We start from the raw sequence: 25,606 nt of genomic DNA, 5'->3' as shown, positions 1-25,606 counted from the left end.
GCGAGCTGGACGGACCGATACCGATCTTGAAAAGGTCGAAGACGCTGATCGCCATCAGTTTCTCCTGAGGGGACCGTCGCCTTCAGGCGACGGGGGAATCGGGAGCAGGAGGGGCGCCAAGGCCCGAGCGTGCCATGACCTGCCTGATCTGCGCATCACAGATGTCCTTCTGAGGTTTGTCGGCGCCATCCGATACCGTGGTCTTCTCGTTACCGAGCGTGGGAGGTGGGTGTGCGCAGGTCGTTCAAGTTCCTGCTGCGCCCCACCGCCAAGCAGGCGGCGGCGCTGGCGGCGTGTCTGGAGGATCACCGGCAGCTGTACAACGCCGCGTTGGAGCACCGGCGCACCGCCTACGCCAAGGCAGGCGTGACCGTCCGCTACGGCGATCAGTCGGCGGAGCTGAAGGAGATTCGCGCGGCTGATCCCGATGATCAGGGCCGCTGGTCGGCTGGGTCCCAGCAACAGACCCTGCGGCGGTTGGACAAGGCGTTCGCGGCGTTCTTCCGCCGCATCAAGGCCGGGCAGAAGCCGGGCTACCCGCGGTTCAAGGGGCGCGGCTGGTTCGACACCGTCGAGTGGCCCGCCACCAAGAACGGCGCGACCTGGGATTCGGCACCGCACGAGACCCAGACCCGCCTGTACCTGCTCGGCATCGGGCATGTCCGGGTTCACCGGCACCGCCCGGTCACGGGCCGGGTGAAGACGATCAGCGTCAAGCGCGAGAGTAAGCGCTGGTATGTGATCCTGTCGTGTGACGACGTGCCCGCCGAACCCCTGCCCGCCACCGGAGCCGTGGCCGGAATCGACATGGGCGTGGCCTCGCTGGTCACCACCAGCGACGGTGGGCACCTGGCCAACCCGCGCCACCTGGCCGCCACCGCCGGCCGTCTCGCGGACGCCCAGCGCGACCTGGCCCGCAAGCGGCGCGGATCGACGCGCCGCCGTCAGGCCGTCGCCCGCATCGCCGCGCTGCACGCCAAGGCCCGCCGTCAACGCCTCGACCACGCGCACAAGGCCGCGCTCGCCCTGGTCCGTGCCTACGACCTGATCGTGCACGAGGACCTGGAGATCACCAACATGACCCGCTCGGCAGCGGGCACGATCGACGCACCCGGCCGTAACGTCGCCGCCAAGTCCGGCCTCAACCGGAGCATCCTGGACGCGGGTTGGGGGGTGTTCCTGACGGTTCTCGCGCACAAGGCTGAAAGCGCCGGGCGCGAGCTGATCGCAGTCGAGCCCCGCAACACCTCCCGCACGTGCTCGCGGTGCGGGCATTGCGCTGCGGAGAACCGCCCCACCCAGGCCGAGTTCCGATGTACGGCGTGCGGGCATGCCGCTCACGCCGACGTGAACGCGGCGATCAACATCCTCAGGGCAGGGCTTGCCCTTCGCAGCGCTGCGGAAGCGGCCTAGCGAGAAGCCGCTCCCTTCAGGGAGCGGAGGAGTCACTGATGTGCGCCCTTCAGGACAGGAGGGAGGCGGGGCCGCCCGCCGCGGCCCCGGGGTTCGAGGGTCAGGCTTCGCCCGAGGTCAGCGCCGTGTACTCCTCGGGCGACAGCAGGTCCTCGGGCTCGCCCTCAACGCGGACGCGGAACAGCCAGCCCTCGCCGTAGGGGTCGCTGTTGATCAGGTCGGGCTTGTCCACCACGGCCTGGTTCACCTCGACGACCTCGCCGCCCACCGGCGAGTAGATCTCGCTCACCGACTTGGTGGACTCCACCTCGCCCACCGAGTCGCCGGCCTCGACCGTCGTGCCGGCCTCGGGCAGCTGCACGTAGACGACGTCACCGAGCTGGTCCTGGGCGTAGTCGGTGATGCCCACCGTCACGGTCAGGCCCTCGTCGAGGCCCGCCACCCACTCGTGCTCCTTGGTGTAGCTCAGGCCCTCTGGAATGTTGCTCACTTGTTCCTCCTGTAGAAAGGCAGCTCGACGACGTCCATCGGTTCGAGGCTGCCCCGGATGTCAACGGCCAGACCTTCGTGCGCTCCGGTCTCGACGTAGGCCATCGCGATCGGCTTGCCCAAGGTGGGGGAGGGCGCGCCGCTGGTCACCTCGCCGACCACCCGGTCTCCCGCCACGACGGAGAAGCCGTGGCGCGGGACCCGGCGGCCCCGGGCGACCAGGCCGACGAGCTGCCGCCTGGGCGGTGCGTCACGCAACGCCTCGAGCGCAGCCCTGCCGACGAAGTCGCCTGGCTTGTCGAATTTCACCACCCGCCCCAGGCCGGCGTCGAACGGGGTGGTCTCCTCGTTCAGCTCGTTGCCGTACAGCGGCATGCCGGCCTCCAGCCGGAGCGTGTCGCGCGCCGACAGGCCCGCGGGGACCAGCCCGTACGGCTGGCCCGCCTTGGAGATCTCCTGCCAGAGCGTGACGGCGTCCTCGCCGCGGACGAACAGCTCGAAGCCGTCCTCGCCGGTGTAGCCGGTGCGGGCGATGAGCGCCTCCACGCCCGCGACGACGCCGGGCAGGCCCGCGTAGTACCTCAGGTTCGGCAGGTCGGTGTCGGTCAGCGAGGCCAGGATCTCCTGGGCGTGCGGGCCCTGGACGGCGACGAGCGCGTAGGCGTCGGAGCGGTCGTCGACCTGGGCGTCGAAGCCCCTGGCCCGGTTGGTCAGCGCGAGCGCCACGGTGCGGTAGTTGGAGGCGTTGGCGACGACCATGAACTCGTCGTCGGCGAGGCGGTAGACGATCAGGTCGTCCACCACCCCGCCGGCGGGATTGACGATCATGGTGTAGCGTGCCCGGCCCGTGGCCAGCACCGACAGGTGACCGACGAGCGCGTAGTCGAGAGCCTGGCCCGCCTGCGGGCCGGTCACGAAGATCTCGCCCATGTGCGACAGGTCGAACAGGCCGGCCGCCTCGCGCACCGCGCGGTGCTCGGCCGTCTCGCTGCCGTAGCGCAGCGGCATGAGCCATCCGGCGAAGTCGGTGAGCGTCGCGCCCAGGCTCTCGTGGACGTCTCGCAACGGTGTCGGTCGTGCCATGTGTTCGCACCTCGGAGGCAGGGTCGGATGCCAGGATCCTCCCCCTCTGTCCATGATGCCTGAGAGCTTCGCCTGGTTGTTTGCCAGACTTTCACCTTCGGCGAGGCGGTTTCCCGGCCTGCTTTCCAGAGGTCACCCTGGCCCGTGCGGTCCTTTGCCTTGAGAGGTTCGCGGGGAGGGCTTGCTCCTTCAGGGGCCCTGGCCGGCTGCCAGGGCGCTCTCCCGCACGGGTTCTTTCGGTGTCACGGTCAGCCTAGTGCGCCGAGGCGGAGGAGCGGAACCCGTGCCGCGGAGCGAAGGGCATGTCGCGCGAGGCGGCCACGGCCGCGAAGCCGTACCGCAGCATCTCCTCCTCGTAGGCCCGCACCGGGCCGCCGGCGGCGAGCGTCCGCGTGAGCAGCAGCGCGTCGCGCAGGGCGGTGTTGGCGCCGTCGCCGCGGCCCGGCGTCATGGTGTGGGCGGCGTCGCCGAGTAGGGTGACGTGCGGGTCGTCCCACGGCTCGTACGGCAGCGCGCTGCGGATCTGGACCATGAAGGCCGTCGTCGCCTCGGCCACGATGCGGCGCACCGCGGGATGCCAGCCGGCCACCAGGTCGCGTGCCTGGGCGGGGGAGGCGCCGCCGCTCAGCGTCCAGGTGAAGTAGTCGCCGGGCCGGCAGGTGGCGACGGCCATGGCGGCGCCGTGGGGGCCGGTGATCCGGTTGAAGGTGTCGACGAGCAGGTCGGGCACCTCGTCCAGGGTGGTGAACGGCGTCACGCCGTAGATCGCGCTGCCGAGGTCCTCCAGCTCGGCGCCGGGGACCAGCTGGCGGCGCACGGCGGAGAACGTGCCGTCGGCCCCGACGATCAGGTCGCCGCTCGCGGTGGTGCCGTCGGCGAAGTGGGCCGTGGCGCCCTCGTAGCGCACGAAGGTCTTGCCGAAGCGCACGTCCAGCCCCTTGAGCAGGGTCTGGCGCAACAGCTGGCGCCTGACGCCGAAGTGGCCGGGCACCTGCGGCACCGGCTTGACGAACTTGGGGTTCAGCAGGTGGTCCATGAAGGCCAGGCGCGTTGCGGGCCGGATGGCTCCCGCCCTGACCTCCTGATAGAGCTCCTCGGTCAGGCACTCGCGCAGCGCGCGGTCGCCCTCTTCCTTGATGGTCAGCCGCCATCCCTGGTCGTGGAACCGGGCGGAGGGATCGCGGTCGTAGACGGTGGCGTCGATGCCGTGCTTCTTCAGCCCCTGTGCCAGACAGAGTCCGCCGATCCCTCCTCCGATGATCACAATATGCATGCTTAGACAGTAGCTGTTATAACAGTTATTGTCTAGGCATGCTTGGTGAAGGTGTGCCGTCGCTGATCCCGAAGCTGGCCCGCGAGCTGCGCGCGCTGCTGGACGCGGAGCTCGCGCCGCTCGGGCTGACCACCCAGCAGGGCGCCGTGCTCATGCGGGCCGCGCTGGGGGAGAACAAGCCGAACCAGTTGGCCGCCCTCGTGGGCACCGACACCGCGGGCATGACCCGGCTGGTGGACCGGCTGGAGGCCAAGGGGCTGGTGGCCCGCGTGCCCAACCCGGCCGACCGGCGCTCGGTGGTCATCGAGCCCACCGAGGCGGGCAAGGCGCTGCTGCCGCGCGTCATGCCCGCCTTCGGCAAGGTGGGCGGCCGCCTGCTGGCCGGCTTCTCGGAGGAGGACAGGGCGACGGCCACCGAGCTGCTCACCCGCATGCTGCGCAACCTGACCTCGCACCCGTGAACCGGGTACGGCCGGCGTCCGTCTGAAGGGCATGCGCGCTCTCGCCCTCGCCGCCCTGCTCGCCCTGGCCGCCTGCGGCACGGTCAAGGCGGAGCCGGCCCCGCCGCGCTACCAGGCGGACGCGACCGTGCTGGAGAGCCCTGAGCACGGGCCGCAGCTGTGCAGGTTCGCCGCCCTGTCCCTGCCGCCGCAGTGCGGCGGGCCCGACGTCGTGGGCTGGGACTGGGCGAAGGTGCCGCACGAATCGCGGGCGGGCACCAAGTGGGGCCGCTACCACGTGGTGGGCACCTGGGACGGGTCCCGCCTGACGCTCACCGAGCCGCCGCGCCCGGCCGAGAACAAGCCCGCGCAGCCGCCGAGGCCCACCACGCCCTGCCCCACGCCCGAGGGCGGGTGGAAGCCGGTCGACCCGGCCAAGGCCACGCCGGAGGCCATGGAGGCCGTGCAGCGGCGCGCCATGCAGGCCGGCGACTTCGCCGGGCTGTGGCTGGACCAGAGCTACCTGGAGCAGATCCCCGGCTACGACTCCAGCCCGGAGATGGCCGAGAAGTACGCCAACGACCCCAAGAAACTGGTGGTCAACGTCCGCTTCACCGGCGACGTGGCCGCCCGGGAGGCGTGGCTGCGCGAGGTGTGGGGCGGCGCCCTGTGCGTCACCCGCGCCGAGCGGACGGAGGCCGAGCTTCGCGCCATCCAGGAGCGCGCCCAGCAGGAGATCCCCGGCGTGACGGATTCCTCCGCCGACGTGGTCAGCGGCAAGGTGGACGTCGGCGTCTGGGTCGCCACCGGCGAGCTCCAGCGCCAGGTCGACGAGAAGTTCGGCACGGGCGTGGTCCGGCTGCACGCCTTCCTCACGCCCGTGCCGTGACGGGGGCCGCGTGGCCACCACTCCCCAGCCGTGGCCACGCGGCGTTACCTAGAGCCGCTGCCAGAGGGCCGGGGTGTTGGGCGGCTCCCAACTGGGCAACGAGGTGTGCGCCTGCAGGCACCGGTACCTCACGCCCTGGTAGGTGACGACGTCGCCCACCGCGTAGGCGGTGTAGGGCGCCCACGTCGTCTCGCCTCCGCCGCCGACGGTGAGCGAGAAGGCCGCCGACCGGTCGGCCGAGGCGCCGTCGCCGTTGAGGCTGATCTGGTAGGTGCCCGGGGTGACGGACGATCCCACGGCGATCGTGACCGTCGAGGACTGGCCCGAGGTGATCGTCTGCGGGTTGAAGCTCACCGTCACGCCCGCGGGCGCGCCGCTCGCGCTCAGCGTCACCTGCTGGGCATTACCTGAGGTGACCTGCGTGCCCACGGTCGCGGTGACCGACTGGCCCGGCTGGACCGACGCCGACGACGGGGTCACCGTCATCAGGTAGTCGTCGGCCGGGGTCGAGCCGCTCACGGCCAGCTTCCACAGCACGTACGCCGCGGCGTCGGCGTTGCGGTCCAGCGCCGTGGTGTTGACGTTGGCCGGGTAGGTGTCGCAGGCGGAGTGGTAGCAGGGGTCGAACGGCTGGCCCGCCGTACCGCCCCACTTGGCCGCCTGGGCGGCGGACTTGGTCTCGCCCGCGCCGGTGAACAGGCCGCTCACCCGCACGCCCGCGTTCTTGAACGGGGCGTGGTCGCTGCGGCCGTCGCCGACCAGGTCGGCCTCCGTCGGCACGCCGATGGTGGCGAAGTACTCGTTGAACAGGCGCTGCAGCGCGGGGTCGTCGTCGTAGACGAAGTACCCGGCGTTGCGCGAGGCGGTCATGTCGAAGTTGAGGTACGCCTCCACGCCCGCCGTGCCGCCGCTCGACACGTAGTGCTGCGACCCGCGCAGGCCCAGCTCCTCGGCGCCCCACCAGGCGAAGCGCACGTGCTTGGACAGCGTCGGGTTGCGGGCGGCCAGCGTCAGCGCGATCTCCAGCAGGGCCGCGGAGCCCGAGCCGTTGTCGTTGATGCCGGGGCCTGCGGTGACGCTGTCGAGGTGCGCGCCCAGCATGACGACCTGGCCCGCGGGACCGCCCGGCCAGTCGGCGATGAGGTTGCTGTGCGTGGCTCCGTTGTAGGTGAAGGTCTGCACCCGGGTGGAGAAGCCGGCCGCGTCGAGCCTGCCCTTGATGTAGTTCAGCGACGCGGTGTGGCCCGGCCTGGCCGAGGCGCGGTTGCCGCCGTTGCCGTTGGCGATGGTCTGCAGCTGGTTCAGGTGGGCGGTGACGCCGGCCACCGGGATGTCCGGCGTGCCGGGGTCGGACCCGCCGACCACCAGGGAGAACGCGGCCTCCTTGTCGACGTCGGCGCCGTCGGCGACGACCCTGACCGCGTGCGTGCCCGCCGGAGTGCCCGATGTCGTGGTCAGGGTCAGCGTGGAGGTCTGTCCCGCGGTGATGGCCGGCGGGTCGAACGTGGCGGTCACCCCGGCCGGCAGGGTGCCCGCCGTCCGCAGGGTGATCGACTGGGCCGAGCCGCTGGTCACGGTGGTCCGCACCGTGGTGGTGGCGCTCTGGCCCGGCTGGACCGTGCGGGAGGCCGGGTCGAGGGCGACGGTGAAGTCGTTGCCCTGCGGCTGGCAGGTCGGCTCGCCCGGCTGGGCGGGCACGCTGACGCCGTTCCAGGCGTTCCTGACCACGTCGAACTCGGCGCAGCTGCCGGGGAAGAGCGTCTTGGCGGCCTGCAGCGTCGCCACCCGCGCCTTGCCGTGGGTCCACGGGATGGTCTTGGTGTTCAGCGCGGTCTGGAAGATCTGCCCGGCCTTGCGGATGCCGATGCCGGTGATCGCCGGACCGCCGTCGCACCGGCTGCTGATCCTGGTGCCCTCGGCGACCAGCACGAACCAGTGGTTCTGGGGCCCCGCCCCCGCGTGGACCTCGGGGAAGGTGCCGGTGTAGCAGTTCGGGTGGCCCTTCTCGGCGGGGTTGGCCATGTTGCGGATGTGGCTGCCGCCCAGCCGCGCCATCTCGCCCACGAGGTAGTCGGGCGTGTCGCCGCTCGGGTGGTTGACGTAGGCCTCCAGCAGGGCGCCGAAGATGTCGCCGGTGGACTCGTTCAGCCCGCCGGTCTCGTTGCCGCTGCCCGAGCCGCCGCTGCCGGAGGTCTGGAAGATGGCGTGGCCGTACTCGTGGCCCACCACGTCCATCGGCACCAGGTTCTTGCGTCCCGCGCCGGACTGGCCATTGTGGCCGAAGTTGGTGTAGGAGCCGTTCCAGAAGGCGTTGGCCTGGTTGAGGCCGACCCGGGCGGGATAGCCGCCGCCCTGGCCGTTCATGCCGTTGCGGCCGAGCCACTCGCTGAGCATGCTCCACTGGCGCTGGGCCGCGAAGAGCACGTCCACGCACGCGGTCTCCAGGTCGGTCGCGCCGCCGTTGCCCCAGTTGTCGTCGGGGCCGGTGTAGGCGGCGCCGCTCTGGCCGCCGCACTGCAGGCCGCGGCGGTTGGGGTCGACCATCGAGTAGCCGGGCGTGGTGTCGATCTGGACGGGGTCGCCGTTGTAGTGGCTGTGGCCGATCCCGGCCCTGACCTCGTCCCACTCGTCGACGACCGCGCCGGTCACGGCGTCCACGTAGACGTGCAGGCGGCTGGGCTTGGCGCTGGTGACGACGACCTCCCAGGCCAGCCGGGGCCGCTCGGTCGCCGCGTGGACGAGCAGCACGGGCTCGCTCACGCTGGTGGGCCTGGCCAGCCGGGCGCGGGCCGTCGCAGCGGCGGACGCGGCGGTCACCCGTGCCGCGTCGGGCACCTCGATGACGGCCCGCTGGCCGGTGGTGACCGTGGTGACGACCTGGCCGGTGGAGTCGGTGGCGACCACGACGTCGCCGCCGTAGACGGGCAGGCCCTTGTGGGTGCGGGTGTAGGTCAGGTACTGCATGCCGCGCAGGCCGGTGACCGCCGAGGCGAGGCGGAAGTCGTCCTGCTCGGCGGCGAACAGCGTCGCGGCGTTGGCCAGGATGGCGCTGTGGGCGGTGGAAAGGGCGGTTTCCCTGGGTTCCCTGGGCGGGTCGGTGCTGGCCCGCACGCTGGTCGCGCCCGTGAGGGTTAAGGCGAGCGCGAGCACGGCGGCAGCCCCCAACCTGAGTTTGGGGTTCACTGGGGTTGGCTCCTTGTGGGGGGTGGTACGGCGGAGCCCGGGCCGGCTCGGGTGACCCCAGTGCACACCGTCGGGTCAGGCGCGCGTAACCCAACGAGTTGTCATAATGGCGCGCTATAACGGCTCGTGGCGCTGCAACCAGGCGTGATAGTCGGGGTTGCGCCTGGCCTCGGCCCAGTAGGTCTTGGTCACCGCCTCCACCAGGTCGTGGGCGTGCGGCGCGATCGGCCCCTGGTCGGTCCAGCCCAGCACGTGGCCGAAGCGCAGTGGCGAGCCCTTCAGCGGGCGGATCGCGATCCCCTCCCGCACCGGGCCGCTGGCCTGGAACAGCCCCACGCACCTGCCCTCGGAGATGAGCTCCAGCGCCACGTCCACGGTCACCCCGTAGGCCACACGCGGGGTGAAGCCGTGCTCGGCGCACACGCGCCAGAAGTGCTCGCGCGGCGCGGCGTCGATCACGCACGGCTGCGCCCAGTCCTCCTCGGACAGGTCGGCGAGGTCGACCTCCTCGCATGCGGCCAGCGGATGCCCCGGCGCGAGGCCCACGAAGATCGGCTCGGTGGCCACGCGGACGTAGGTGGTCCCCGGCGGGGCGGTCAGCTCGTGGCCGGGGTACTCGTCCAGGCTGCCCAGCTCGATCCGCGCCGAGGCCAGCAGGCCGGGGATGACCTCGGTGGACTCCTCGGTGCGCAGCGTGATGTCGGCCCCGGGCAGCAGGCGGTGCAGGCTCCTGGCCAGCATGCCGGCCAGGCGGGTCAGCGCGCAGGCCACCCGGATCTGCGCCGAGTCCCTGGCGTAGCGCCTGGCGCTGCGCTCCAGCTCGTCGAAGGCGGGCAGCAGCGGCCGGGAGCGCGCCAGCAGCCAGTCGCCCAGCGGGGTGGGGCGGGCCCCGTCGTGGCCCCTGTCGAACAGCCGGCCGCCGAACATCCGCTCGATGCGGCGCAGCTGGGCGGCCACGGCCGGCTGGGACATGCCCATGGTCGCGGCCGCCTTGGAGATGCTCCCGGTGTCGGCGATGGCGCGCAGCACCCTCAGATGACGGACCTCGAGCTCCACACCGCGAGTTTATTTGTAAAGAAGCTTTCCATTAAGGCCCAATTCTTCAGGTCAGCAGGCCCCCACCAGTGCCTCGAACAGCAGGCAGTCCTCCCCGGCCTCCGGATGCCACTGCACGGCCAGGGCGAAGGGCCGCCCGTCCAGCTCCACGGCCTCGATCGTGCCGTCCTCGGCGTGGGCCGACACCGTCAGGCCCGGCGCGAGCCGGTCGATCGCCTGGTGGTGGTAGTGCGGGACCGTCTCGCCCTCACCCAGGACGCCCGCCAGCGCCGTGCCCGGGACCGTCTTGACGGGCAGCCTGCCGTACCGGCCGGGGGCGGGGGAGTGGCCCTCGTGGCCGACGACGTCGGGCAGGTGCTGGTGGAGCGTGCCGCCCATGGCGACGTTGAGCACCTGCAGGCCCCGGCAGATGCCCAGGCTCGGCAGCCCGGCCTCCAGCGCCTCCTCCAGCACGGCGAACTCCGCCTCGTCGCGGAAGGGCCTGATGTGGCTGATCCGCTCGTGCGGGGCCTGGCCGTACCGGGCGGGGTCGATGTCGCCGCCTCCGGCCAGGATCAGCCCGTCCAGCCGCCGCACCACCTCGCGGGGGTCCCCGGCCGGGGGGATGAGCACCGGCTGGCCGCCCGCCCTGATCACCATGTCGACGTACCGGTACGGCAGCAGCGCGGCCGGCATGTCCCACACCGTGAACCGGGCGGGCTCCACGTAGCAGGTGATGCCGATGAGCGGCCTAGAGCGGCGTGACGTAGGCACCGGAGATCCCCCCGTCGACGAGGAACTGGGAGGCCGTGATGAAGCCGGCGTCGTCGGAGGCCAGGAACGCCACCGCCGCCGCGATCTCACTGGCCTCGGCGAAGCGCCCCAGCGGGATGTGCACCAGCCGCCGCTGCGCCCGCTCGGGGTCCTTGGCGAACAGCTCCTGCAGCAGCGGCGTGTTCACCGGGCCCGGGCACAGGGCGTTGACGCGGATGCCCTGGCGGGCGAACTGCACGCCGAGCTCGCGCGACATGGCCAGCACTCCGCCCTTGGAGGCCGTGTAGGAGATCTGGCTCGTCGCCGAGCCCATGACCGCCACGAAGCTGGCCGTGTTGATGATCGAGCCCTTGCCCTGGCGCTGCATGTAGGGGATGACGTGCTTGCAGCACAGGTACACGCTCGTCAGGTTGACCTCCTGCACCCGGCGCCAGGCCTCGATGCCGGTCTCCAGGATCGAGTCGTCGTCGGGCGGGGAGATGCCCGCGTTGTTGAACGCGATGTCGACGCTGCCGTAGGTGTCGTACGCCGTCTGGTACATCCTCCTGACGTCGTCCTCGCTGGTGACGTCGGCCTTGACGAAGATGCCGCCGACGTCGCCCGCCACCTTGGCGCCGCTCTCCTCGTCGACGTCGGCGCACACGACGCGGGCGCCCTCCTCGGCGAAGCGGTGCGCCGTGGCCAGGCCGATCCCGCTGCCCGCGCCGGTGATCACGGCCACGCGGTCCTGCAAACGCTGCATATGACTACTCCGTTGAGATGAAGACGTTCTTGGTTTCCGTGAACGCGGCCAGCGCGTCGGGCCCCAGCTCGCGGCCCAGGCCGGACTGCTTGAAGCCGCCGAAGGGCGTCCAGTAGCGGACGCTGGAGTGGGAGTTCACGCTCAGGTTGCCCGACTCGACCGCGCGGGCCACGCGCAGCGCCCGGCCGACGTCCCTGGTCCAGATCGAGCCCGACAGGCCGTAGCGGGTGTCGTTGGCGATCTCGACGGCGTGCGCCTCGTCGCGGAACGGGACCACCGACACGACGGGACCGAAGATCTCCTCGGTGAACGCACGGTCCGTGACCTGCGAGGTCAGGACCGTCGGGGGGAACCAGTAGCCCTTGCCGGACGGGCAGGAGCCCTGGACGTACGGCTCGCGGTCGACGAAGCCCCGCACGCGCTCCAGGTGCTCGGCGCTGATGAGCGGGCCCATCTCGGTGCTCTCGTCGAGGGGGTCGCCGACCTTGACGTTCTGTACGGCTTGCGCGAGCCGTACCAGGAAGTCGTCGTAGACGGTGTGCTCGACGAGGATCCTGGAGCGGGCGCAGCAGTCCTGGCCGGCGTTGTCGAAGACGGCGTAGGGGGCGGTTTTCGCGGCTTTATCGAGATCGGAGTCGGCAAATACGATATTTGCGGATTTGCCGCCTAGCTCAAGGGTCAGGCGCTTGATGCTGTTCGCGCACTTGGCGGCGATCTCCTTGCCGACCTCGGTGGAGCCGGTGAACACGATCTTGGCCACGTCCGGGTGCTCCACCAGCCGGGCCCCCGCGACCTCCCCTGCCCCAGGCAGGACCTGGAGCACCCCCTCGGGGAGGCCCGCCGCCAGGGCCAGCTCCGCCAGCCTCAGCGCGGTCAGCGGGGTCCATTCGGCCGGCTTGACGATCACCGTGTTGCCCGCGGCGAGGGCGGGGGCGACCCCCCACATCATGATCACCATGGGGAAGTTCCACGGGACGATCACGCCCACCACGCCCAGCGGCTCCTGGAAGGTGACGTCCACGCCGCCGGGGACCGGGATCTGCTTGCCGTGGTTGCGCTCGGGGGCGCCGGAGTAGAAGGTCAGGACGTCGCGGACGTTGCCGGCCTCCCAGCGGGCGTTGCCGATCGTGTGCCCGGCGTTGGCGACCTCGAGGGCGGCCAGCTCGCCGGCGTGCTCCTCGACCTGGGCGGCGAAGCGCCTCAGCAGCCTGGCACGCTCGCCGGGGGCCACGTCGCGCCAGGTCGCGTAGGCGCGCCTGGCACGCTCCACCGCGCGGTCGACCTCGGCCGCGTCGACCGGCTCCACCTCGGCGATCACGTCTTCGGTCGCCGGATTTACGATCTTCATCTTTCCCTCTCGATGCTCACTGTGCTCCTACCCCGCCGGCCCGTGGGTACGGGCAGGCGGGTGGCTGAGGACCAAGGGGGAGGTAGGGGCACGCTCACAGCCTCTCGAATCCCCGGAACAGCTCCCAGTCCGTCACGGCCGAGTCGAAGGCCGCCAGCTCCACCCGGGCGTTGTTCGCGTAATGCTCGACCACCTCGTCGCCGAAGGTCTCCCTGGCCAGCTTCGACCCCTCGAACAGCGCCAGCGCGTCCCGGAGCGTGTGCGGGACCGTCTCGGCTCCCGAGGCGTAGGCGTTCCCGGTGAACGCCTCCTCCAGCGGCAGCTCGTTGTCGATCCCGTGCAGCCCCGCGGCGATGAGCGCCGCGACGGCCAGGTACGGGTTCACGTCGCCGCCCGGCACCCGGTTCTCCACGCGCAACGACGGCCCGTGCCCCACCAGCCGCAGCGCGCACGTGCGGTTGTCGACGCCCCACTTGACGGCCGTCGGCGCGAAGCTCCCGGGCACGAACCGCTTGTAGGAGTTGATGTTCGGCGCGTAGAGCAACGTGAGCTCCCGCAGGCAGGCGAGCTGCCCCGCGATGAAGTGCGCGCCCAGCCGCGACAGCCCGTGCGGCTCCTCCCCGGCCATGACCGGCCGCCCGTCGGCCGACCGCAGGCTGATGTGGATGTGGCAGGAGTTGCCCTCGCGCTGGTTCGGCTTGGCCATGAAGGTGATCGATTTGCCCTCCTGGGCGGCGATCTCCTTGGCCCCGTTCTTGTAGATCACGTGGTTGTCGCACGTGCGCAACGCCTCGTCGTACCGGAACGCGATCTCGTGCTGCCCGAGGTTGCACTCGCCCTTGGCCGACTCGACGTACATCCCCGCCCCCTCCATCGCCAGGCGGATGCGCCTGAGCAGGGGCTCGATGCGGGCCGTCCCGAGGAGCGAGTAGTCCACGTTGTACAGGTTCGCGGGGGTCAGGTCGCGGTACCCACGCCGCCACGCCTCCTCGTAGCTGTCGTTGTAGACGACGAACTCCAGCTCCGTGCCGACGTAGGCGGCCAGGTCCCGCTCGGCCAGCCGGGCGAGCTGCCGCTTGAGGATCTGCCGGGGGGAGGCGACGACGTCGGACCCGTCCTCCCAGGTCAGGTCGGCCATGAGCATGGCCGTGCCGTCCTGCCAGGGCACGCGCCGCAGCGTCGACAGGTCGGGCTTCATCATGAAGTCGCCGTAGCCGCGCTCCCACGACGACATGGCGTACCCGCCCACGGTGTTCATGTCCACGTCGACCGCCAGGAGGTAGTTGCACCCCTCCGAGCCGTGCGTGACGACCTCGTCGAGGAAGTACCGCGCCGACAGCCGCTTGCCCTGCAACCTGCCCTGCATGTCGGCGAGCCCGAGCAGCACGGTGTCGACCCGTCCGGCGGCGACCTCGTCCCGCAGTTCCTCCAGCGATATCACGGCGCGCAGCCCCCAGATGTCGTTTATTGGGCTAGTGTCAGACCATTGATGTGCATCGCCGTACTCTTGTCAAGACCCAGTCACGACGACCGAGGACGCCCGAGGACACGGTGGACCGCCCAGCCCGTCTGATGTCAGTGCTGCGACCGGTGCGAGCCGGCAACGCCTTCGAGGAGACCGTCGAACGGCTCCTGCAGGCGATCAAGCTTGGCGTGGTCCCGCCGGGCGAGAGGCTGCCTCCCGAACGCGAGCTGGCCGTCCAGCTGGGCATCAGCCGCGTGACGCTCCGCGAGGCCATCCGGGCGCTGCAGGACGCGGGTTATCTCGACGTACGGCGGGGCCGCTACGGCGGGGCGTTCGTCACCTACCGCCCGCCCGCCCCGGGCGCCGGCGACCTGCGGCGGGTGGTGGCGGACATGGGTCTGGAGGACCTGGAGGACGCGCTCACCTTCCGCATGGCCGTCGAGTGCGGGGCGGCGCAGGTGCTGGCCACGAGGAAGCTGACGCGGGAGCAGCGGGAGATCCTGTGCGGCCGGCTGGAGGAGCTGAACGGCGCGGCGCTCCAGGACTACCGCCGCCTCGACACCGCCTTCCACCTGTCCATCGCCGAGCTGACCGGCTCGCCGCTGCTGGCCGCCGCCTGCGCCGATGCCCGGCTGCGCGTGAGCGACCTGCTCAACGCGATCCCGATGCTGCAGGTCAACATCGAGCACGCGGCGGCGCAGCACCGGGCCATCGTCGCGGCGATCCTGGCCGGCGACCCGGAGGCGGCGCGCCGGGCGGTCGCCGAGCACCTCGACGGTACGGCGGCGCTGCTGCGCGGCTTCCTGTCCTGAGGCGATTTCCGCCGCGTCCGGCCGATCGGGCATGCTAGGACCAGCGCGACTGGCGGCAAGAGGATGGAATCGACCATCAGGGAGCACCTCGTGGGCGCCGACCGCCTGGGCCCCACGGTCTGGAGGAGACGCATGCCCGACGCCCGCATGCTTCCCGGCGGACCCGTCGCCGAGCAGGTCCTGTCCGACGTCGCCGACCGCGTGGCCGCCCTCCGCGCCGCCGGGGTCGTGCCGTCGCTGGCCACCATCCTCGTCGGCGACGACGACGCCAGCGCCGGCTACATCCGCATCAAGCAGCGCAAGGCCGCCGAGCTGGGCTTCGAGTCGCCGCACACGCACCTGCCCGGCGACGCGACGCAGGAGGACCTGCACGCCGCCATCGCCGCCTACAACGACGACCCGGCGGTGCACGGGCTGCTGATCCAGTACCCCGTGCCGCGCCACCTCGACTACGAGGCCGCGCTGGCGTTCATGCACCCCGACAAGGACGTCGACGGCATGCACCCGCTCAACATGGGACGGCTGGCGCTGGGCATGCCGGGGCCGCTGCCCTGCACGCCCGCGGGCATCGAGGCGTTGCTGGCCTACTACGAGATCCCCGTCTCCGGCCGCGAGGTGGTCATCCTCGGCCGCGGCGCGACCCTGGGGCGTCCGCTGTCGCTGCTGCTGAGCCAGAAGCGGCCCACCGCCAACGCGGCGGTCACCGTGGTCCACACCGGCGTGCCCGACTGGGACCGCTACACGCGCCGCGCCGACATCCTGGTCGCGGCGGCGGGCGTGCCGGGCATCATCCAGCCCGACCACGTCAAGCCGGGGGCGGTCGTCATCGGCGGCGGCGTGCGCTATGAGGGACGGCGGCTGCTGCCCGACGTGGACGAGTCGGTGGAGAAGGTGGCCGGGGCGATCACGCCCCGGGTGGGCGGCGTCGGGCCGACGACCGTGGCGATGCTGTTCCGCAACGCGATCACGGCCGCCGAGCGCGCCACCGCCGCCCAGCGCGCCTGACCCGCCCGGCGGGCGCCGTACTGGAGGCCGGCGGGGTCAGTCCTCCGGGAGCGGTCCGGTGACGGTGAAGGCCTGGCGGAGCCCGTCCGGCCAGACGACGGTCACGTGGCCGGACACCTCCACGGCCGGCAACGCCACCTCCTCCTCCCAGCCCAGGACGGCGGCCGAGACCGCCCATCCCGTCTCGGTGACCCCCGTCAGCGCGGGCACCACGGCGGGGGTGCCGAAAGCCGTCCCCGAGGGCGCCTCCAGGGCCGCGGCCTCCGCGAACCCGTGCAGGCCCGCCAGCCACGACACCGGGCCGCCGTCCGCCGGGCGGAGCACGAGGCCGGGCGGCGCGGCGTCGATCCGGCACGGCCCGGTCACGGCCCAGCCGGTCTGCCGCAGCCGGGTCCCCGGCGCGACCCGGTGGATCCGCAGCTCCACCGCGCCGCGCACCACGCTCAGGCTCTCCACCCGGCCCGCGGCCGACGCCGCCCACGCCACCTCGCCCAGCATGCCCGCGCCCCGCGCCGTCAGGGGCCCGCGCGGTGACACCGACCCGTCGGCCGCGACGATCCCCACGTGGTTGTCGGCCGCCTCGCCGGCCACGGTCGGCCCGGTGGCCGTGGAGTACGCATACCGGTCATACAGCGGATCGCCGACCTGGTACTGGCTGCCGTGGTTGACCAGCCGCGCCACGTCGCCGGTGTTGTGCACCACCAGCCCCGTCGACGGCACCGCCAGCACGCCGGCCGGCCCGGGTTCCTCCACCGCCGTCCACACCGGATGGTCCGGCGGCAGCAGCAGCCCCAGGAACGCCTTCGACGCCCAGTACGGCGAAGCCCAGCCCGAGTAGTCCTGCAGGGAGGGCTCGTGCGGGCCGTACCAGCCCAGGGTCAGCAGGCCCTCGGGCGACAGAGCGTCACGCTCCAGGAAGTGCCGCAGCACGCCGGACGCGACGCACCGGGTCTGGCCGGGCGACAGCGGCGTCGCGCCGAGCAGCGCCCCGGCGAAGAGCGGCGAGACGGAGGCGAAGCGGTAGGTGACCGAGCGCCCGTGGTAGAGCATCCCGCCGCGGCGGTCGAAGGTGAGCGCGTAGGAGCGGAGGAACTCGCGCAGGCGGGGGCCGTACGCGCCGGGATCCCGCTTGGCCAGCAGCGACAGCAGCGCCGGGTACAGGTGCATGGCCCAGCCGTTGTAGTGGTCGAAGCGGCGGCCCGGCCCGTCGGAGTACCAGCCGTCGCCGACGTACCACGGCTCGATCCGCGCCAGGCCGCGCTCGACGGCTTCGCGGTCGCCGAGGAAGGCGCCGACCATGACCGTGAACAGCCACCAGTTGTTGTCCACCGGCTCGTGCCGCACGGCCCCCGACAGCCACTCCTCGGCTTGCGCTCGCACCGGCGCGTCGAGCGTGTCCCACAGATGCTCCCTGGTCAGCCACAGGCCGACGGCGATGGAGGCGGCCTCGACCATGGGCTGGCTACGGTCGGTGACCGGCTGCCACACGCGCGGCCCGGCGGCCAGGCCCCTGCGGTACGGCTCCAGCAGCTCCACCGGCCCGCCCCCGGCCACGCGGAAGGCGGCCAGCAGGAACGTGCGCGCGAACCCCTCCAGCCCGTCGCAGTGCGACCAGCTCTCCCGGCCGGGCAGGATCACCTGCGCGCCGTCCGGCGTGCGGTACGGGTCGACGGCGGCCAGCAACTGGTCGGCCACGGCCTCCCAGTGGGCGCGGGTCCAGCCGGTGTGCGGGCTGAGCGAACGATCCTCGGGGGGAAGGGCGAGCATGGCAGGACCGTACCACTCTGATCGAACGAAAGAAACGTTCAGATCCGAAAGTTGAGGCGATAGGATCGCGGCGTCGACCCAGAAGGAGCCTTGCGTGTTCGTCGAGCAACGCCATGAACTGATCCTCCGCGAGGTCCGCGAACGCGGCTCGCTGCGCCTGGCCGAGCTGGCCGAGCGCCTGGGCGTGTCGATGGTGACCCTGCGCAGGGACGTGGAGCAGCTGGCCGCCAGGGGCCTGGTCAACCGGGTGCACGGCGGTATCACGCTGCCCGAGCCCGGGCACCGCGCCGCCGCGAGCGGGGCGGTCATCGGCATGCTCGTGCCCTCGGCCACCTACTACTTCCCGAGCGTGATCAGGGGCGCCCGCGAGCGCACCGCCGAGCTGGGCGCCCGCCTGGTCCTCGGCGTCTCCCGCTACGAGGAGGCCGAGGAGCGCACGCAGGTCAAGCGGCTCGCCGGCGGCGGGGTCGAGGGCCTGCTGCTCACGCTCACCCGGCAGCCGGACGAGAGCCACGGGGAGTGGCTGGCCGAGCTCGGCGTGCCCGCCGTGCTGGTGGAGCGCCTGGCGAAGCTCGGCGGCCCGGCCTCGCTGCTGGACGCCGTGGCCTCCCACCACGCCCACGGCGCCTTCCTCGGGGTCAGGCACCTGGCCGAGCTGGGGCACCGCCGGGTGGCCATGGTCTCGCGCGCCAGCCCGACCGCTCCCCGGGTACGGCAGGGCTTCCTCGCCGCGGTCCGGGCCCTGGACCTGCACGCCCCCGGCGAGCTGGGCATCGACCAGGAGGGGCCGTCCGAGCGGCAGGTGGCCGAGGTGGTCTCGGCGATCAGGCGGGACGGCGTCACAGGGCTGCTGGTGCACAACGACGAGGACGCGCTCCTGCTGGTCCAGCACCTGCGCGTCGCCGGGGTGGGCGTGCCGGGCGAGGTGTCGATCGTCGCCTACGACGACGAGGTCGCCGTGCTGTGCGATCCGCCGCTCACCGCCGTGGCGCCGCCCAAGGTCGCGGTCGGCCGGCACGCCGTCGACCTGCTCCTGCGCAGGATCGACGAGGGTCCGGGCCTGCCCAGGCAGCACCTGGCCCTCCTGCCCGAGCTCCGCGTGCGCGACTCCACGATCGCTCCACGGCGAGATTCTTTCGCTACTGATCGAACACAGGCAAACGATCTAAAATGAGCGAAAGATGTTTCCATCGCTCGCGGTGGTGCCGCTGCTGCCGGGTGTTCCTGTCCCCGCAGCGGTTCTGGAAGGCCGGCATGACGGCGGGCAGCGTCAAGTGACCTCGTTCCCGGGGGAGATCACCATTATGAGACGGCCCAAGACGCTGATCGCCATGAGCGCCGACGTGGCGCGCCGCCTGATCACGCCGCCCGTGCGGGAGCGGCTGACGGCCATCACCGACGTGGACCCCGACCTCGTGGTCTGCGACTTCGCCGGCGCCGACCTGGCCGAGACGGAGGTCCTGTACACCTCGTGGGGCTGCCCGCCGGTGACCGCCGAGGTGCTGGCCGGGGCGCCCCGGCTGAGCGCCATCGTGCACGCCGCCGGGTCGGTCAAGCACCACGTGACCGACGCCTGCTGGCAGCGCGGCATCAAGGTGTCCTCCGCCGCCGCGGCCAACGCCGAGCCGGTCGCCGAATACACGCTCGCGGCGATCCTCTTCGCCAACAAGCGGGTGCTCGACATCGCTCACATCTACCGCACGACCATGCGCGGGCACGACTGGGACGCGCTCTACCCCGGCTTCGGCAACTACCGCCGCACGGTCGGCGTCGTCGGGGCCTCCCGGATCGGCCGCCGGGTCATCGAGCTGCTGCGCCCGTTCGAGTTGGAGGTGCTGGTCGCCGACCCCTACCTCACCGAGGACCTGGGCGTGGCCCACGTGCCGCTGGACGAGCTCGTCGCGCGCTCCGACGTCGTCAGCCTGCACGCCCCCTCGCTGCCGGAGACCCGCCACCTGATGAACGCCGCCCGCCTGGCCGCCATGCGCGACGGCGCCACGCTCATCAACACCGCCCGCGGCGCCCTGGTCGACCAGGACGCCCTCGTCGCCGAGCTGTCCACCGGCCGCATCCACGCGGTCATCGACGTCACCGAGCCGGAGGTGCCGCCGCCCGGCTCGCCGTTGTACCGCCTGCCCAACGTCCTGCTCACCCCCCACATCGCCGGGTCGCTCGGCGGAGAACTGGCCCGCATGGCGGACCTCTCCCTCGGCGAGCTGGCCCGCTACGCCCGCGGCCTGCCGTTCGAGCACGGAGTGCAGGCCGACGCCCTCTCCAGGAGCGCCTGACGTACGGCTAGACGCGGCCGGAGGTGACCATCAGGTCGGGGTCGAGGAACAGGCCGGTCCGCTCATAGCCGTCGTAGACCCGACGTGCGCCGCTCGTCGTCCGGCCCCAGCCGGAGATTGTCGCGGAAGAGGGCGAGCTGCCCGCTCCGGGCGACGAAACCAGCCATGACACGCCCCAGGCCTCCGGCGGGAAAGGTCACGACCAATCTAACCCTGGTCCCCGTACCATCGAGATGAGTCAATGGGGGACTGGTTTCGCAACAGCATCGTGGGGACAGGACGGCTGCCGCTGTTCTGCTTCTTCGTCGCGCTCATCGGCGCCTTCCTGTTCACGCGGGTGAACGTGCGGCTGATCCGGGCGAAGGTCGGCTGGTTCCGCAACGTCAACGTCGGCGACATGCACATCCACCACGTGGTCTTCGGCGTCGTGCTGATGCTGGTCGGCGGGGTGACCGGGCTGGTCGTCTCGAGCCTGTCGCAGTTCTGGTTCGCGGTCGCGGCCTTCGTCTTCGGCATCGGCTCGGCGCTGGTGCTGGACGAGTTCGCGCTGATCCTCCACCTGCACGACGTCTACTGGGAGGAGGAGGGCCGCACCTCGGTCGACGCCGTGTTCGTGGCCATCGCGGTCACCGGGCTGCTGCTGATCGGCCTGCGCCCGCTCGTGGTGGACATCGGCGGGCTGATCAACCCGACCGTGATCATGGTGGCGAACCTGGCGCTGGCCATCGTCACCCTGCTCAAGGGCAAGATCTGGACCGGCCTGGTCGGGCTGTTCGTGCCGGTCCTGCTGCTCGTCGGCGCCGTACGGCTGGCGCGCCCGGGGTCGCCGTGGGCGCACTGGTTCTTCGCGGGGCGCAACCCCCGCAAGCTGGCCAAGGCCATCCATCGGGAGGAACGCTGGCGCAGACCGGTGATCCGGGCGAAGATCGCGGTCCAGGAGTTCGTCTCGGGGCGTCACGATCTACCTTCGTCGCGTAAGCGCCGCGGGCATACTTGAGGCATGAGTGCGCTGCCGTCGTGGTGGGAAGGCGCCGAGAAGCGAGTCCCCGAGTCGCTGGACGACCTCCACGGACCGGCGGAGGGCGTGGTCGACCTGCCGATAGAGGTGGCGTGGTCGGGGCTGACGTCGTTCGACGTGTCGGACCCGCGGCTGCGGCTGTCGATGTATCACCTGGTCATCGCCGTGGGGCGGCGCGTGGACGTCGAGCGCTTCCTCTGCGCCGAGCACGTCCGGAACGACTGGCCGCTCCTGCGCAGGCTCATTCCGCGCCCCCTGTGCCGGATCTGGGAGGAACGCTTCCCCACCCTGGTCCAGTCGTGAGGTTCGCTCCCTTCCACCAGCGGATCCTGGAGGCCATCGGCGGCGTCGCGGGGCGGTACGGCTTGATGCTGTGCGGCGGCCACTCCATGCGGGCGCACGGCTTCACCGACCGGCCCAGCAAGGACCTGGACTTCGCGGTTCCCGTCGACATGCCGTTGCCCGAGGTCGCGGAGGCGGTGGCCGCCGAGTTCCGCCGCCAGGGCTTCGCCGTAAGGGCGATGGACTTCTCGCCGCGCTGGGGACGGATGCTCGTGGTCGAAGAGGTGTCCGGCCAGGAGTGCGAGGTCGACCTGATGCGGGAGGCGCTGCTGGACCAGCCGCTCACCCTGGACCTGTGCCAGGTGGTCGGCCAGGACGACGCCGTCGGGCTCAAGGTCCGCGCCCTGCAGGCCCGCGGCCTGCCCCGTGACTTCATCGACGTCGCGGCCGTGGCCGACCTGTACGCCTTCCGCGAGCTCGAACGGCTCGGCCGCCTCCACGACGACGAATGGTCCCTCGACAACCTCCTCCAGCGCCTGGAAGGCGTGGATCTCCTTGATGACGACGCCTTCCTGATCTACGGCATCACCGAGGAACGCCTCCACGAGATCCGGCGGTTCGCCTACGCCTGGGTCGAGGACATCAAGCTGCGCAGGGCCGAAGAAGGAGACATCGAGTACGACGCCCCCGACATCCCCGACGTCGACTAGCGACCGCCTCCTCCGCGAGGAGGAGCGTCAACTCGAGTTGACATACTTTGGTCGTCAATTTAGGTTGACCGGTGTACTTCGCGCGTCGCCGCGCGTTGGATCAGGCGGACCGACGAAGGGGGCTCGATGACGCAGGAGCGGCCCGAGGGCATGGTGGATCCGGGCGAGAAGGCACCGATACGCGATCTGCTGGCCTACTTAAGACCGCAGCGCGGCGTGCTGGTCATAGGCGGCGTGCTGGCGCTGGTGGGCTCGGCCGCCGCGTTGGCGATGCCGCAGATGGCGCAGTTCGTGGTGGAGGCGTTCGGATCGGGCCGGTCCATCGCCGGGCCGCTGATCTGGCTGACCGTGGCCGTGCTGGTCGGCGCCGTGATCTCGGCGGGCGGCGCCTACCTCATGGAGCGCACCGGCGAGGGCGTCGTCATGGAGGCGCGCAAGAAGCTGGTGGCCCACATGCTGCGGCTCAAGGTCGCCGACGTCGACCGGCTCAAGCCCGGCGACCTGCTCTCGCGGGTGACCGGCGACACCACGATGCTCCGCCAGGTGCTCACCAACGGCATCGTCGAGTCGATCGGCGCGGTGTTCACGCTCGTCGGCGCCGTCGTGCTGATGGCCAACAAGGACATCGTGCTGCTGCTGGTGACCCTCCTCGTGGTCGTCGTCATCGGCGGCATGGTCGCGCTGATCATGCCGAAGATCCAGAAGGCCCAGCTCCAGGCCCAGGAGGCGGTCGGCGAGATGGGCGCGGTGCTCGACCGGTCGCTGCAGGCCTACCGCACCGTCAAGGCCAGCGGGTCGGAGGAGCGCGAGATCGCCACCGTCACCGAGGCGGCCGAGCAGGCCCGTCGCCGCGGCCTCCAGGTGGCGGGCTGGGGCTCGCTCGCCGGCGTCTCGACGTGGGTGGCGATCCAGATCGCCTTCGTCGCGGTGCTGGCCATCGGCGGCGCCCGCGTGGCCTCCGGCGCCCTGGACGTGGCCGCGCTGATCGCCTTCCTGCTCTACCTGTTCTACCTCGTCGCGCCCATCGGGCAGCTGGTCCAGGGCGCGGTGCTGCTGCAGAACGGCCTGGCCGCGCTCAAGCGCATCAAGGAGATCGAGGAGCTGCCCGCCGAGGAGCCCGGCGTTCCGGGCGGCGGGACGGCGGAGCCGGTCGGCGTCACGTTCGAGGACGTCGTCTTCCGGTACGGCGAGGACCGCCCCCTGGTGCACAACGGCGTGAGCTTCGAGGTGCCGCCGGGCGGGCTGACCGCGCTCGTCGGCCCGTCGGGAGCGGGCAAGTCCACGGTGTTCGCGCTGCTGGAGCGCTTCTACGAGCACCAGGGCGGGACGATCACCGTCGGCGGGCGCGACATCCGCGACTGGCCGCTGGCCGAGCTGCGCCAGGCCCTCGGGTACGTCGAGCAGGACGCCCCCGTGCTGGCCGGGACGCTGCGGGAGAACCTGCTGTTCGCCGCCCCCGACGCCACCGAGGAGGAGCTGGCCCGCGCCATCGCCCGCACCCGCCTGGACGACCTGGTGGCCCGGCTCCCCGACGGCCTGGACACCCCGGTCGGCCACCGCGGCGTCCTGCTGTCGGGCGGCGAGCGGCAGCGGGTGGCCATCGCCCGCGCCCTGCTCCGCAAGCCGCGCCTGCTGCTGCTCGACGAGGCCACCTCCCAGCTCGACGCCGTCAACGAGCTGCGCCTGCGCGAGGTCATCGCCGAGGTCGCCACCGAGACGACCGTGCTGGTCATCGCGCACCGGCTGTCCACGGTCACCAACGCCGACCGGATCGTCGTCATGGAGGGCGGCGGCGTGCGGGCGGTCGGCACCCACGACGAGCTGGTCGGCGCCGACGAGCTTTACCGCGAGCTGGCCGCCACGCAGTTCCTGACCAGCTGACGCGCGTGTATCGTCGTGATGAATAGGTTCATTCACGAAGGGGTGGCCATGAGCCGGACCGTGCGCGCACCGCGAGGGACAACGCTGACCGCCAAGGGGTGGCCGCAGGAGGCCGCCCTCCGCATGCTCCAGAACAACCTGGACCCCGAGGTCGCCGAGCACCCCGAGCAGCTGGTGGTCTACGGCGGCTCGGGCCGGGCGGCCCGCGACTGGGCCTCCTTCGACGCCATCGTCAGGACCCTCACCACGCTGGAGGGCGACGAGACCCTGCTCGTGCAGTCGGGCCGGCCCGTGGGCGTCTTCCGCACCCACGAGTGGGCGCCGCGCGTGCTCATCGCCAACTCCAACCTCGTGCCGGACTGGGCCACCTGGGAGGAATTCCGCCGGCTGGAGGCCGCCGGGCTGACCATGTACGGGCAGATGACCGCCGGGTCGTGGATCTACATCGGCACGCAGGGCATCCTCCAGGGCACCTACGAGACCTTCGCCGCCGTCGCCGCCAAGCGCTTCGGCGGCTCGCTCGCCGGGACCGTCACGCTGACCGCGGGCCTGGGCGGCATGGGCGGCGCCCAGCCGCTGGCCGTCACCATGAACGGCGGCGTGGCCATCTGCGTCGACTGCGACCCCCGCAGCGTGCAGCGCCGCCTGGACCACCGCTACCTCGACGTGCGCGCCGAGTCGCTGGAGGAGGCGCTGCGCCTGGCCTACGAGGCCCGCGACCAGCGCAGGCCGCTGTCCATCGGCGTGGTCGACAACGCGGCGCACGCCGTACCCGAGCTGCTGGCCAAGGGGGCCGAGATCGACATCGTCACCGACCAGACCTCGGCGCACGACCCGCTCATGTACCTCCCGCTCGGCGTCGCCTTCGAGGACATGGCCGCCGAGCGGGACAAGGACCCCGCCGGGTTCACCCAGCGGGCGCGCGAGTCGATGGCGCGGCACGTGGAGGCCATGGTGGGCTTCCTCGACGCGGGCGCGGAGGTGTTCGACTACGGCAACTCGATCCGCGGCGAGGCGAAGCTGGCCGGCTACGCGCGGGCGTTCGACTTCCCCGGCTTCGTGCCCGCCTACATCCGGCCGCTGTTCTGCGAGGGGAAGGGCCCGTTCCGGTGGGCGGCGCTGTCGGGCGACCCGGCCGACATCGCGGCGACCGACCGGGCGATCCTGGAGCTGTTCCCCGAGAACGAGGCGCTGGCCAGGTGGATCACCAAGGCGGGGGAGAAGGTCCACTTCCAGGGGCTTCCGGCGCGCATCTGCTGGCTCGGGTACGGCGAGCGCCACCTGGCGGGGGAGCGGTTCAACGACATGGTGGCCTCCGGGGAGCTCCAGGCGCCCATCGTGATCGGCCGCGACCACCTCGACGCCGGGTCGGTCGCCTCGCCGTACCGGGAGACCGAGGGGATGCTGGACGGCTCCGACGCGATCGCCGACTGGCCGCTGCTCAACGCGCTGCTGAACACGGCGTCGGGGGCGGCGTGGGTGTCCATCCACCACGGAGGCGGCGTCGGGATCGGGCGGTCGATCCACGCGGGACAGGTGACGGTGGCCGACGGCACGCCGCTGGGGCGGGAGAAGCTCACGCGGGTGCTCACGAACGACCCGGGGACCGGGGTCATGCGGCACGTGGACGCGGGCTACGAGGAGGCCGTGGCGGTCGCCGAGGCCCGCGGCGTGCGCATCCCCATGCGGGAGAGCTGACCGCCCGCCGG

The 25,606-nt window shown here is 71.8% G+C and carries 23 protein-coding genes and 2 riboswitches; of the genes, 12 read left to right on the top strand and 11 right to left on the bottom strand.

Annotated elements, in window-relative coordinates:
* The first annotated feature begins 231 nt into the window (after positions 1 to 231).
* On the top strand, positions 232 to 1,413 hold the full coding sequence (locus BSB02_RS22595) for an RNA-guided endonuclease InsQ/TnpB family protein (RefSeq protein ID WP_240506584.1): 1,182 nt from the start codon (positions 232 to 234) through the stop codon (positions 1,411 to 1,413).
* A 100-nt stretch (positions 1,414 to 1,513) separates the two neighbouring features.
* Here the strand turns inward: BSB02_RS22595 and gcvH are convergent, their stop codons facing one another.
* From gcvH to BSB02_RS22580, 3 genes are all read right to left on the bottom strand, one after another.
* Positions 1,514 to 1,903, bottom strand: coding sequence for a glycine cleavage system protein GcvH (gene gcvH / locus BSB02_RS22590; RefSeq protein ID WP_084961527.1), 390 nt, complete (start codon positions 1,901 to 1,903; stop codon positions 1,514 to 1,516).
* Positions 1,900 to 2,985: a glycine cleavage system aminomethyltransferase GcvT gene (gene gcvT / locus BSB02_RS22585; RefSeq protein WP_084961525.1), complete on the bottom strand. Its 1,086-nt coding sequence runs from the start codon at positions 2,983 to 2,985 to the stop codon at positions 1,900 to 1,902. The genes gcvH and gcvT overlap by 4 nt, the downstream gene beginning before the upstream one ends.
* Positions 2,986 to 3,122: 137 nt before the next feature.
* A riboswitch (glycine riboswitch) is annotated at positions 3,123 to 3,220 on the bottom strand.
* Positions 3,221 to 3,238: 18 nt separating this feature from the next.
* Positions 3,239 to 4,258 carry an FAD-dependent oxidoreductase gene (locus tag BSB02_RS22580; RefSeq protein ID WP_084961523.1) on the bottom strand — a complete coding sequence of 340 codons (1,020 nt, stop codon included), beginning with the start codon at positions 4,256 to 4,258 and terminating at the stop codon, positions 3,239 to 3,241.
* Positions 4,259 to 4,296: 38 nt separating this feature from the next.
* Between BSB02_RS22580 and BSB02_RS22575 the strand changes: the two genes are divergently transcribed.
* Together BSB02_RS22575 and BSB02_RS22570 are read left to right on the top strand one after the other, a co-directional pair.
* Entirely contained in the window at positions 4,297 to 4,719 is a 423-nt protein-coding gene (locus BSB02_RS22575) for a MarR family winged helix-turn-helix transcriptional regulator (protein WP_084961521.1), read from the top strand.
* A 31-nt stretch (positions 4,720 to 4,750) separates the two neighbouring features.
* Positions 4,751 to 5,587 carry a hypothetical protein gene (locus tag BSB02_RS22570; protein WP_084961519.1) on the top strand — a complete coding sequence of 279 codons (837 nt, stop codon included), beginning with the start codon at positions 4,751 to 4,753 and terminating at the stop codon, positions 5,585 to 5,587.
* A 48-nt stretch (positions 5,588 to 5,635) separates the two neighbouring features.
* Here the strand turns inward: BSB02_RS22570 and BSB02_RS22565 are convergent, their stop codons facing one another.
* From BSB02_RS22565 to BSB02_RS22540, 6 genes are all read right to left on the bottom strand, one after another.
* On the bottom strand, positions 5,636 to 8,770 hold the full coding sequence (locus BSB02_RS22565; protein WP_084961517.1) for a M28 family peptidase: 3,135 nt from the start codon (positions 8,768 to 8,770) through the stop codon (positions 5,636 to 5,638).
* 114 nt (positions 8,771 to 8,884) lie between these two features.
* Positions 8,885 to 9,826: a LysR family transcriptional regulator gene (locus BSB02_RS22560; protein WP_084961515.1), complete on the bottom strand. Its 942-nt coding sequence runs from the start codon at positions 9,824 to 9,826 to the stop codon at positions 8,885 to 8,887.
* A 51-nt stretch (positions 9,827 to 9,877) separates the two neighbouring features.
* Positions 9,878 to 10,579, bottom strand: coding sequence for a gamma-glutamyl-gamma-aminobutyrate hydrolase family protein (locus BSB02_RS22555; RefSeq protein WP_084961513.1), 702 nt, complete (start codon positions 10,577 to 10,579; stop codon positions 9,878 to 9,880).
* Positions 10,557 to 11,321: a 3-oxoacyl-ACP reductase gene (locus BSB02_RS22550; protein WP_084961511.1), complete on the bottom strand. Its 765-nt coding sequence runs from the start codon at positions 11,319 to 11,321 to the stop codon at positions 10,557 to 10,559. The genes BSB02_RS22555 and BSB02_RS22550 overlap by 23 nt, the downstream gene beginning before the upstream one ends.
* A gap of 4 nt (positions 11,322 to 11,325) precedes the next feature.
* Positions 11,326 to 12,669 (bottom strand): aldehyde dehydrogenase family protein, encoded by a 1,344-nt coding sequence (locus BSB02_RS22545; RefSeq protein WP_084961509.1) that lies wholly within the window; start codon positions 12,667 to 12,669, stop codon positions 11,326 to 11,328.
* A 94-nt stretch (positions 12,670 to 12,763) separates the two neighbouring features.
* On the bottom strand, positions 12,764 to 14,107 hold the full coding sequence (locus BSB02_RS22540; protein ID WP_240506590.1) for a glutamine synthetase family protein: 1,344 nt from the start codon (positions 14,105 to 14,107) through the stop codon (positions 12,764 to 12,766).
* 134 nt (positions 14,108 to 14,241) lie between these two features.
* Here BSB02_RS22540 and BSB02_RS22535 point away from each other — a divergent pair, with 134 nt between their 5' ends.
* Together BSB02_RS22535 and BSB02_RS22530 are read left to right on the top strand one after the other, a co-directional pair.
* Entirely contained in the window at positions 14,242 to 14,946 is a 705-nt protein-coding gene (locus BSB02_RS22535) for a FadR/GntR family transcriptional regulator (RefSeq protein ID WP_084961505.1), read from the top strand.
* 35 nt (positions 14,947 to 14,981) lie between these two features.
* Positions 14,982 to 15,064: riboswitch (ZMP/ZTP riboswitch) on the top strand.
* Between the two features lie 14 nt (positions 15,065 to 15,078).
* Complete coding sequence (locus BSB02_RS22530) at positions 15,079 to 15,951, top strand: bifunctional 5,10-methylenetetrahydrofolate dehydrogenase/5,10-methenyltetrahydrofolate cyclohydrolase (RefSeq protein ID WP_084961565.1); 873 nt, start codon at positions 15,079 to 15,081, stop codon at positions 15,949 to 15,951.
* A 36-nt stretch (positions 15,952 to 15,987) separates the two neighbouring features.
* Here the strand turns inward: BSB02_RS22530 and BSB02_RS22525 are convergent, their stop codons facing one another.
* A complete protein-coding gene (locus BSB02_RS22525) occupies positions 15,988 to 17,718 on the bottom strand; it encodes a DUF2264 domain-containing protein (RefSeq protein WP_084961503.1) in 1,731 nt (576 codons plus the stop codon).
* A gap of 94 nt (positions 17,719 to 17,812) precedes the next feature.
* Here BSB02_RS22525 and BSB02_RS22520 point away from each other — a divergent pair, with 94 nt between their 5' ends.
* Entirely contained in the window at positions 17,813 to 18,892 is a 1,080-nt protein-coding gene (locus BSB02_RS22520; protein ID WP_084961501.1) for a LacI family DNA-binding transcriptional regulator, read from the top strand.
* A gap of 130 nt (positions 18,893 to 19,022) precedes the next feature.
* The gene (locus BSB02_RS22515) at positions 19,023 to 20,006 is read left to right on the top strand and encodes a hydroxyacid dehydrogenase (protein ID WP_240506583.1); all 984 of its coding nucleotides are present in this window, start codon (positions 19,023 to 19,025) and stop codon (positions 20,004 to 20,006) included.
* A 7-nt stretch (positions 20,007 to 20,013) separates the two neighbouring features.
* Here the strand turns inward: BSB02_RS22515 and BSB02_RS40685 are convergent, their stop codons facing one another.
* Positions 20,014 to 20,178: a hypothetical protein gene (locus tag BSB02_RS40685; protein ID WP_158088704.1), complete on the bottom strand. Its 165-nt coding sequence runs from the start codon at positions 20,176 to 20,178 to the stop codon at positions 20,014 to 20,016.
* Positions 20,179 to 20,247: 69 nt separating this feature from the next.
* On the opposite strand from BSB02_RS40685, the gene BSB02_RS22510 reads away from it, so the two are divergent.
* The 5 genes from BSB02_RS22510 to hutU all read left to right on the top strand — a co-directional run bounded on the left by BSB02_RS22510 (position 20,248) and on the right by hutU (position 25,595).
* The gene (locus tag BSB02_RS22510) at positions 20,248 to 21,003 is read left to right on the top strand and encodes a hypothetical protein (RefSeq protein WP_084961499.1); all 756 of its coding nucleotides are present in this window, start codon (positions 20,248 to 20,250) and stop codon (positions 21,001 to 21,003) included.
* A gap of 3 nt (positions 21,004 to 21,006) precedes the next feature.
* Complete coding sequence (locus BSB02_RS22505; protein ID WP_084961497.1) at positions 21,007 to 21,327, top strand: hypothetical protein; 321 nt, start codon at positions 21,007 to 21,009, stop codon at positions 21,325 to 21,327.
* The gene (locus BSB02_RS22500) at positions 21,324 to 22,016 is read left to right on the top strand and encodes a nucleotidyl transferase AbiEii/AbiGii toxin family protein (RefSeq protein WP_143591003.1); all 693 of its coding nucleotides are present in this window, start codon (positions 21,324 to 21,326) and stop codon (positions 22,014 to 22,016) included. The genes BSB02_RS22505 and BSB02_RS22500 overlap by 4 nt, the downstream gene beginning before the upstream one ends.
* Before the next feature lie 126 nt (positions 22,017 to 22,142).
* Complete coding sequence (locus BSB02_RS22495; protein WP_084961495.1) at positions 22,143 to 23,897, top strand: ABC transporter ATP-binding protein; 1,755 nt, start codon at positions 22,143 to 22,145, stop codon at positions 23,895 to 23,897.
* A 48-nt stretch (positions 23,898 to 23,945) separates the two neighbouring features.
* Positions 23,946 to 25,595, top strand: a complete 1,650-nt coding sequence (gene hutU / locus BSB02_RS22490) for a urocanate hydratase (protein WP_206184823.1) — start codon at positions 23,946 to 23,948, stop codon at positions 25,593 to 25,595.
* Positions 25,596 to 25,606: the final 11 nt, after the last annotated feature.

Source organism: Thermoactinospora rubra, assembly GCF_002093975.1.
In the GTDB taxonomy this organism is placed as follows: domain Bacteria; phylum Actinomycetota; class Actinomycetes; order Streptosporangiales; family Streptosporangiaceae; genus Nonomuraea; species Nonomuraea rubra_A.
Note: the sequence above shows the minus strand (reverse complement) of the source record. Positions and strands in the feature narration are given on the sequence as shown.

Coding starts and splice junctions, on each gene's coding strand:
- gcvT (WP_084961525.1), bottom strand. CDS start 2,985: ATGGCACGACCGACACCGTTGCGAGACGTCCACGAGAGCCTGGGCGCG.
- BSB02_RS22580 (WP_084961523.1), bottom strand. CDS start 4,258: ATGCATATTGTGATCATCGGAGGAGGGATCGGCGGACTCTGTCTGGCA.
- BSB02_RS22575 (WP_084961521.1), top strand. CDS start 4,297: ATGCTTGGTGAAGGTGTGCCGTCGCTGATCCCGAAGCTGGCCCGCGAG.
- BSB02_RS22570 (WP_084961519.1), top strand. CDS start 4,751: ATGCGCGCTCTCGCCCTCGCCGCCCTGCTCGCCCTGGCCGCCTGCGGC.
- BSB02_RS22550 (WP_084961511.1), bottom strand. CDS start 11,321: ATGCAGCGTTTGCAGGACCGCGTGGCCGTGATCACCGGCGCGGGCAGC.
- BSB02_RS22545 (WP_084961509.1), bottom strand. CDS start 12,669: ATGAAGATCGTAAATCCGGCGACCGAAGACGTGATCGCCGAGGTGGAG.
- BSB02_RS22535 (WP_084961505.1), top strand. CDS start 14,242: ATGTCAGTGCTGCGACCGGTGCGAGCCGGCAACGCCTTCGAGGAGACC.
- BSB02_RS22530 (WP_084961565.1), top strand. CDS start 15,079: ATGCCCGACGCCCGCATGCTTCCCGGCGGACCCGTCGCCGAGCAGGTC.
- BSB02_RS22525 (WP_084961503.1), bottom strand. CDS start 17,718: ATGCTCGCCCTTCCCCCCGAGGATCGTTCGCTCAGCCCGCACACCGGC.
- BSB02_RS22515 (WP_240506583.1), top strand. CDS start 19,023: ATGAGACGGCCCAAGACGCTGATCGCCATGAGCGCCGACGTGGCGCGC.
- BSB02_RS22510 (WP_084961499.1), top strand. CDS start 20,248: ATGGGGGACTGGTTTCGCAACAGCATCGTGGGGACAGGACGGCTGCCG.
- BSB02_RS22505 (WP_084961497.1), top strand. CDS start 21,007: ATGAGTGCGCTGCCGTCGTGGTGGGAAGGCGCCGAGAAGCGAGTCCCC.
- BSB02_RS22495 (WP_084961495.1), top strand. CDS start 22,143: ATGACGCAGGAGCGGCCCGAGGGCATGGTGGATCCGGGCGAGAAGGCA.
- hutU (WP_206184823.1), top strand. CDS start 23,946: ATGAGCCGGACCGTGCGCGCACCGCGAGGGACAACGCTGACCGCCAAG.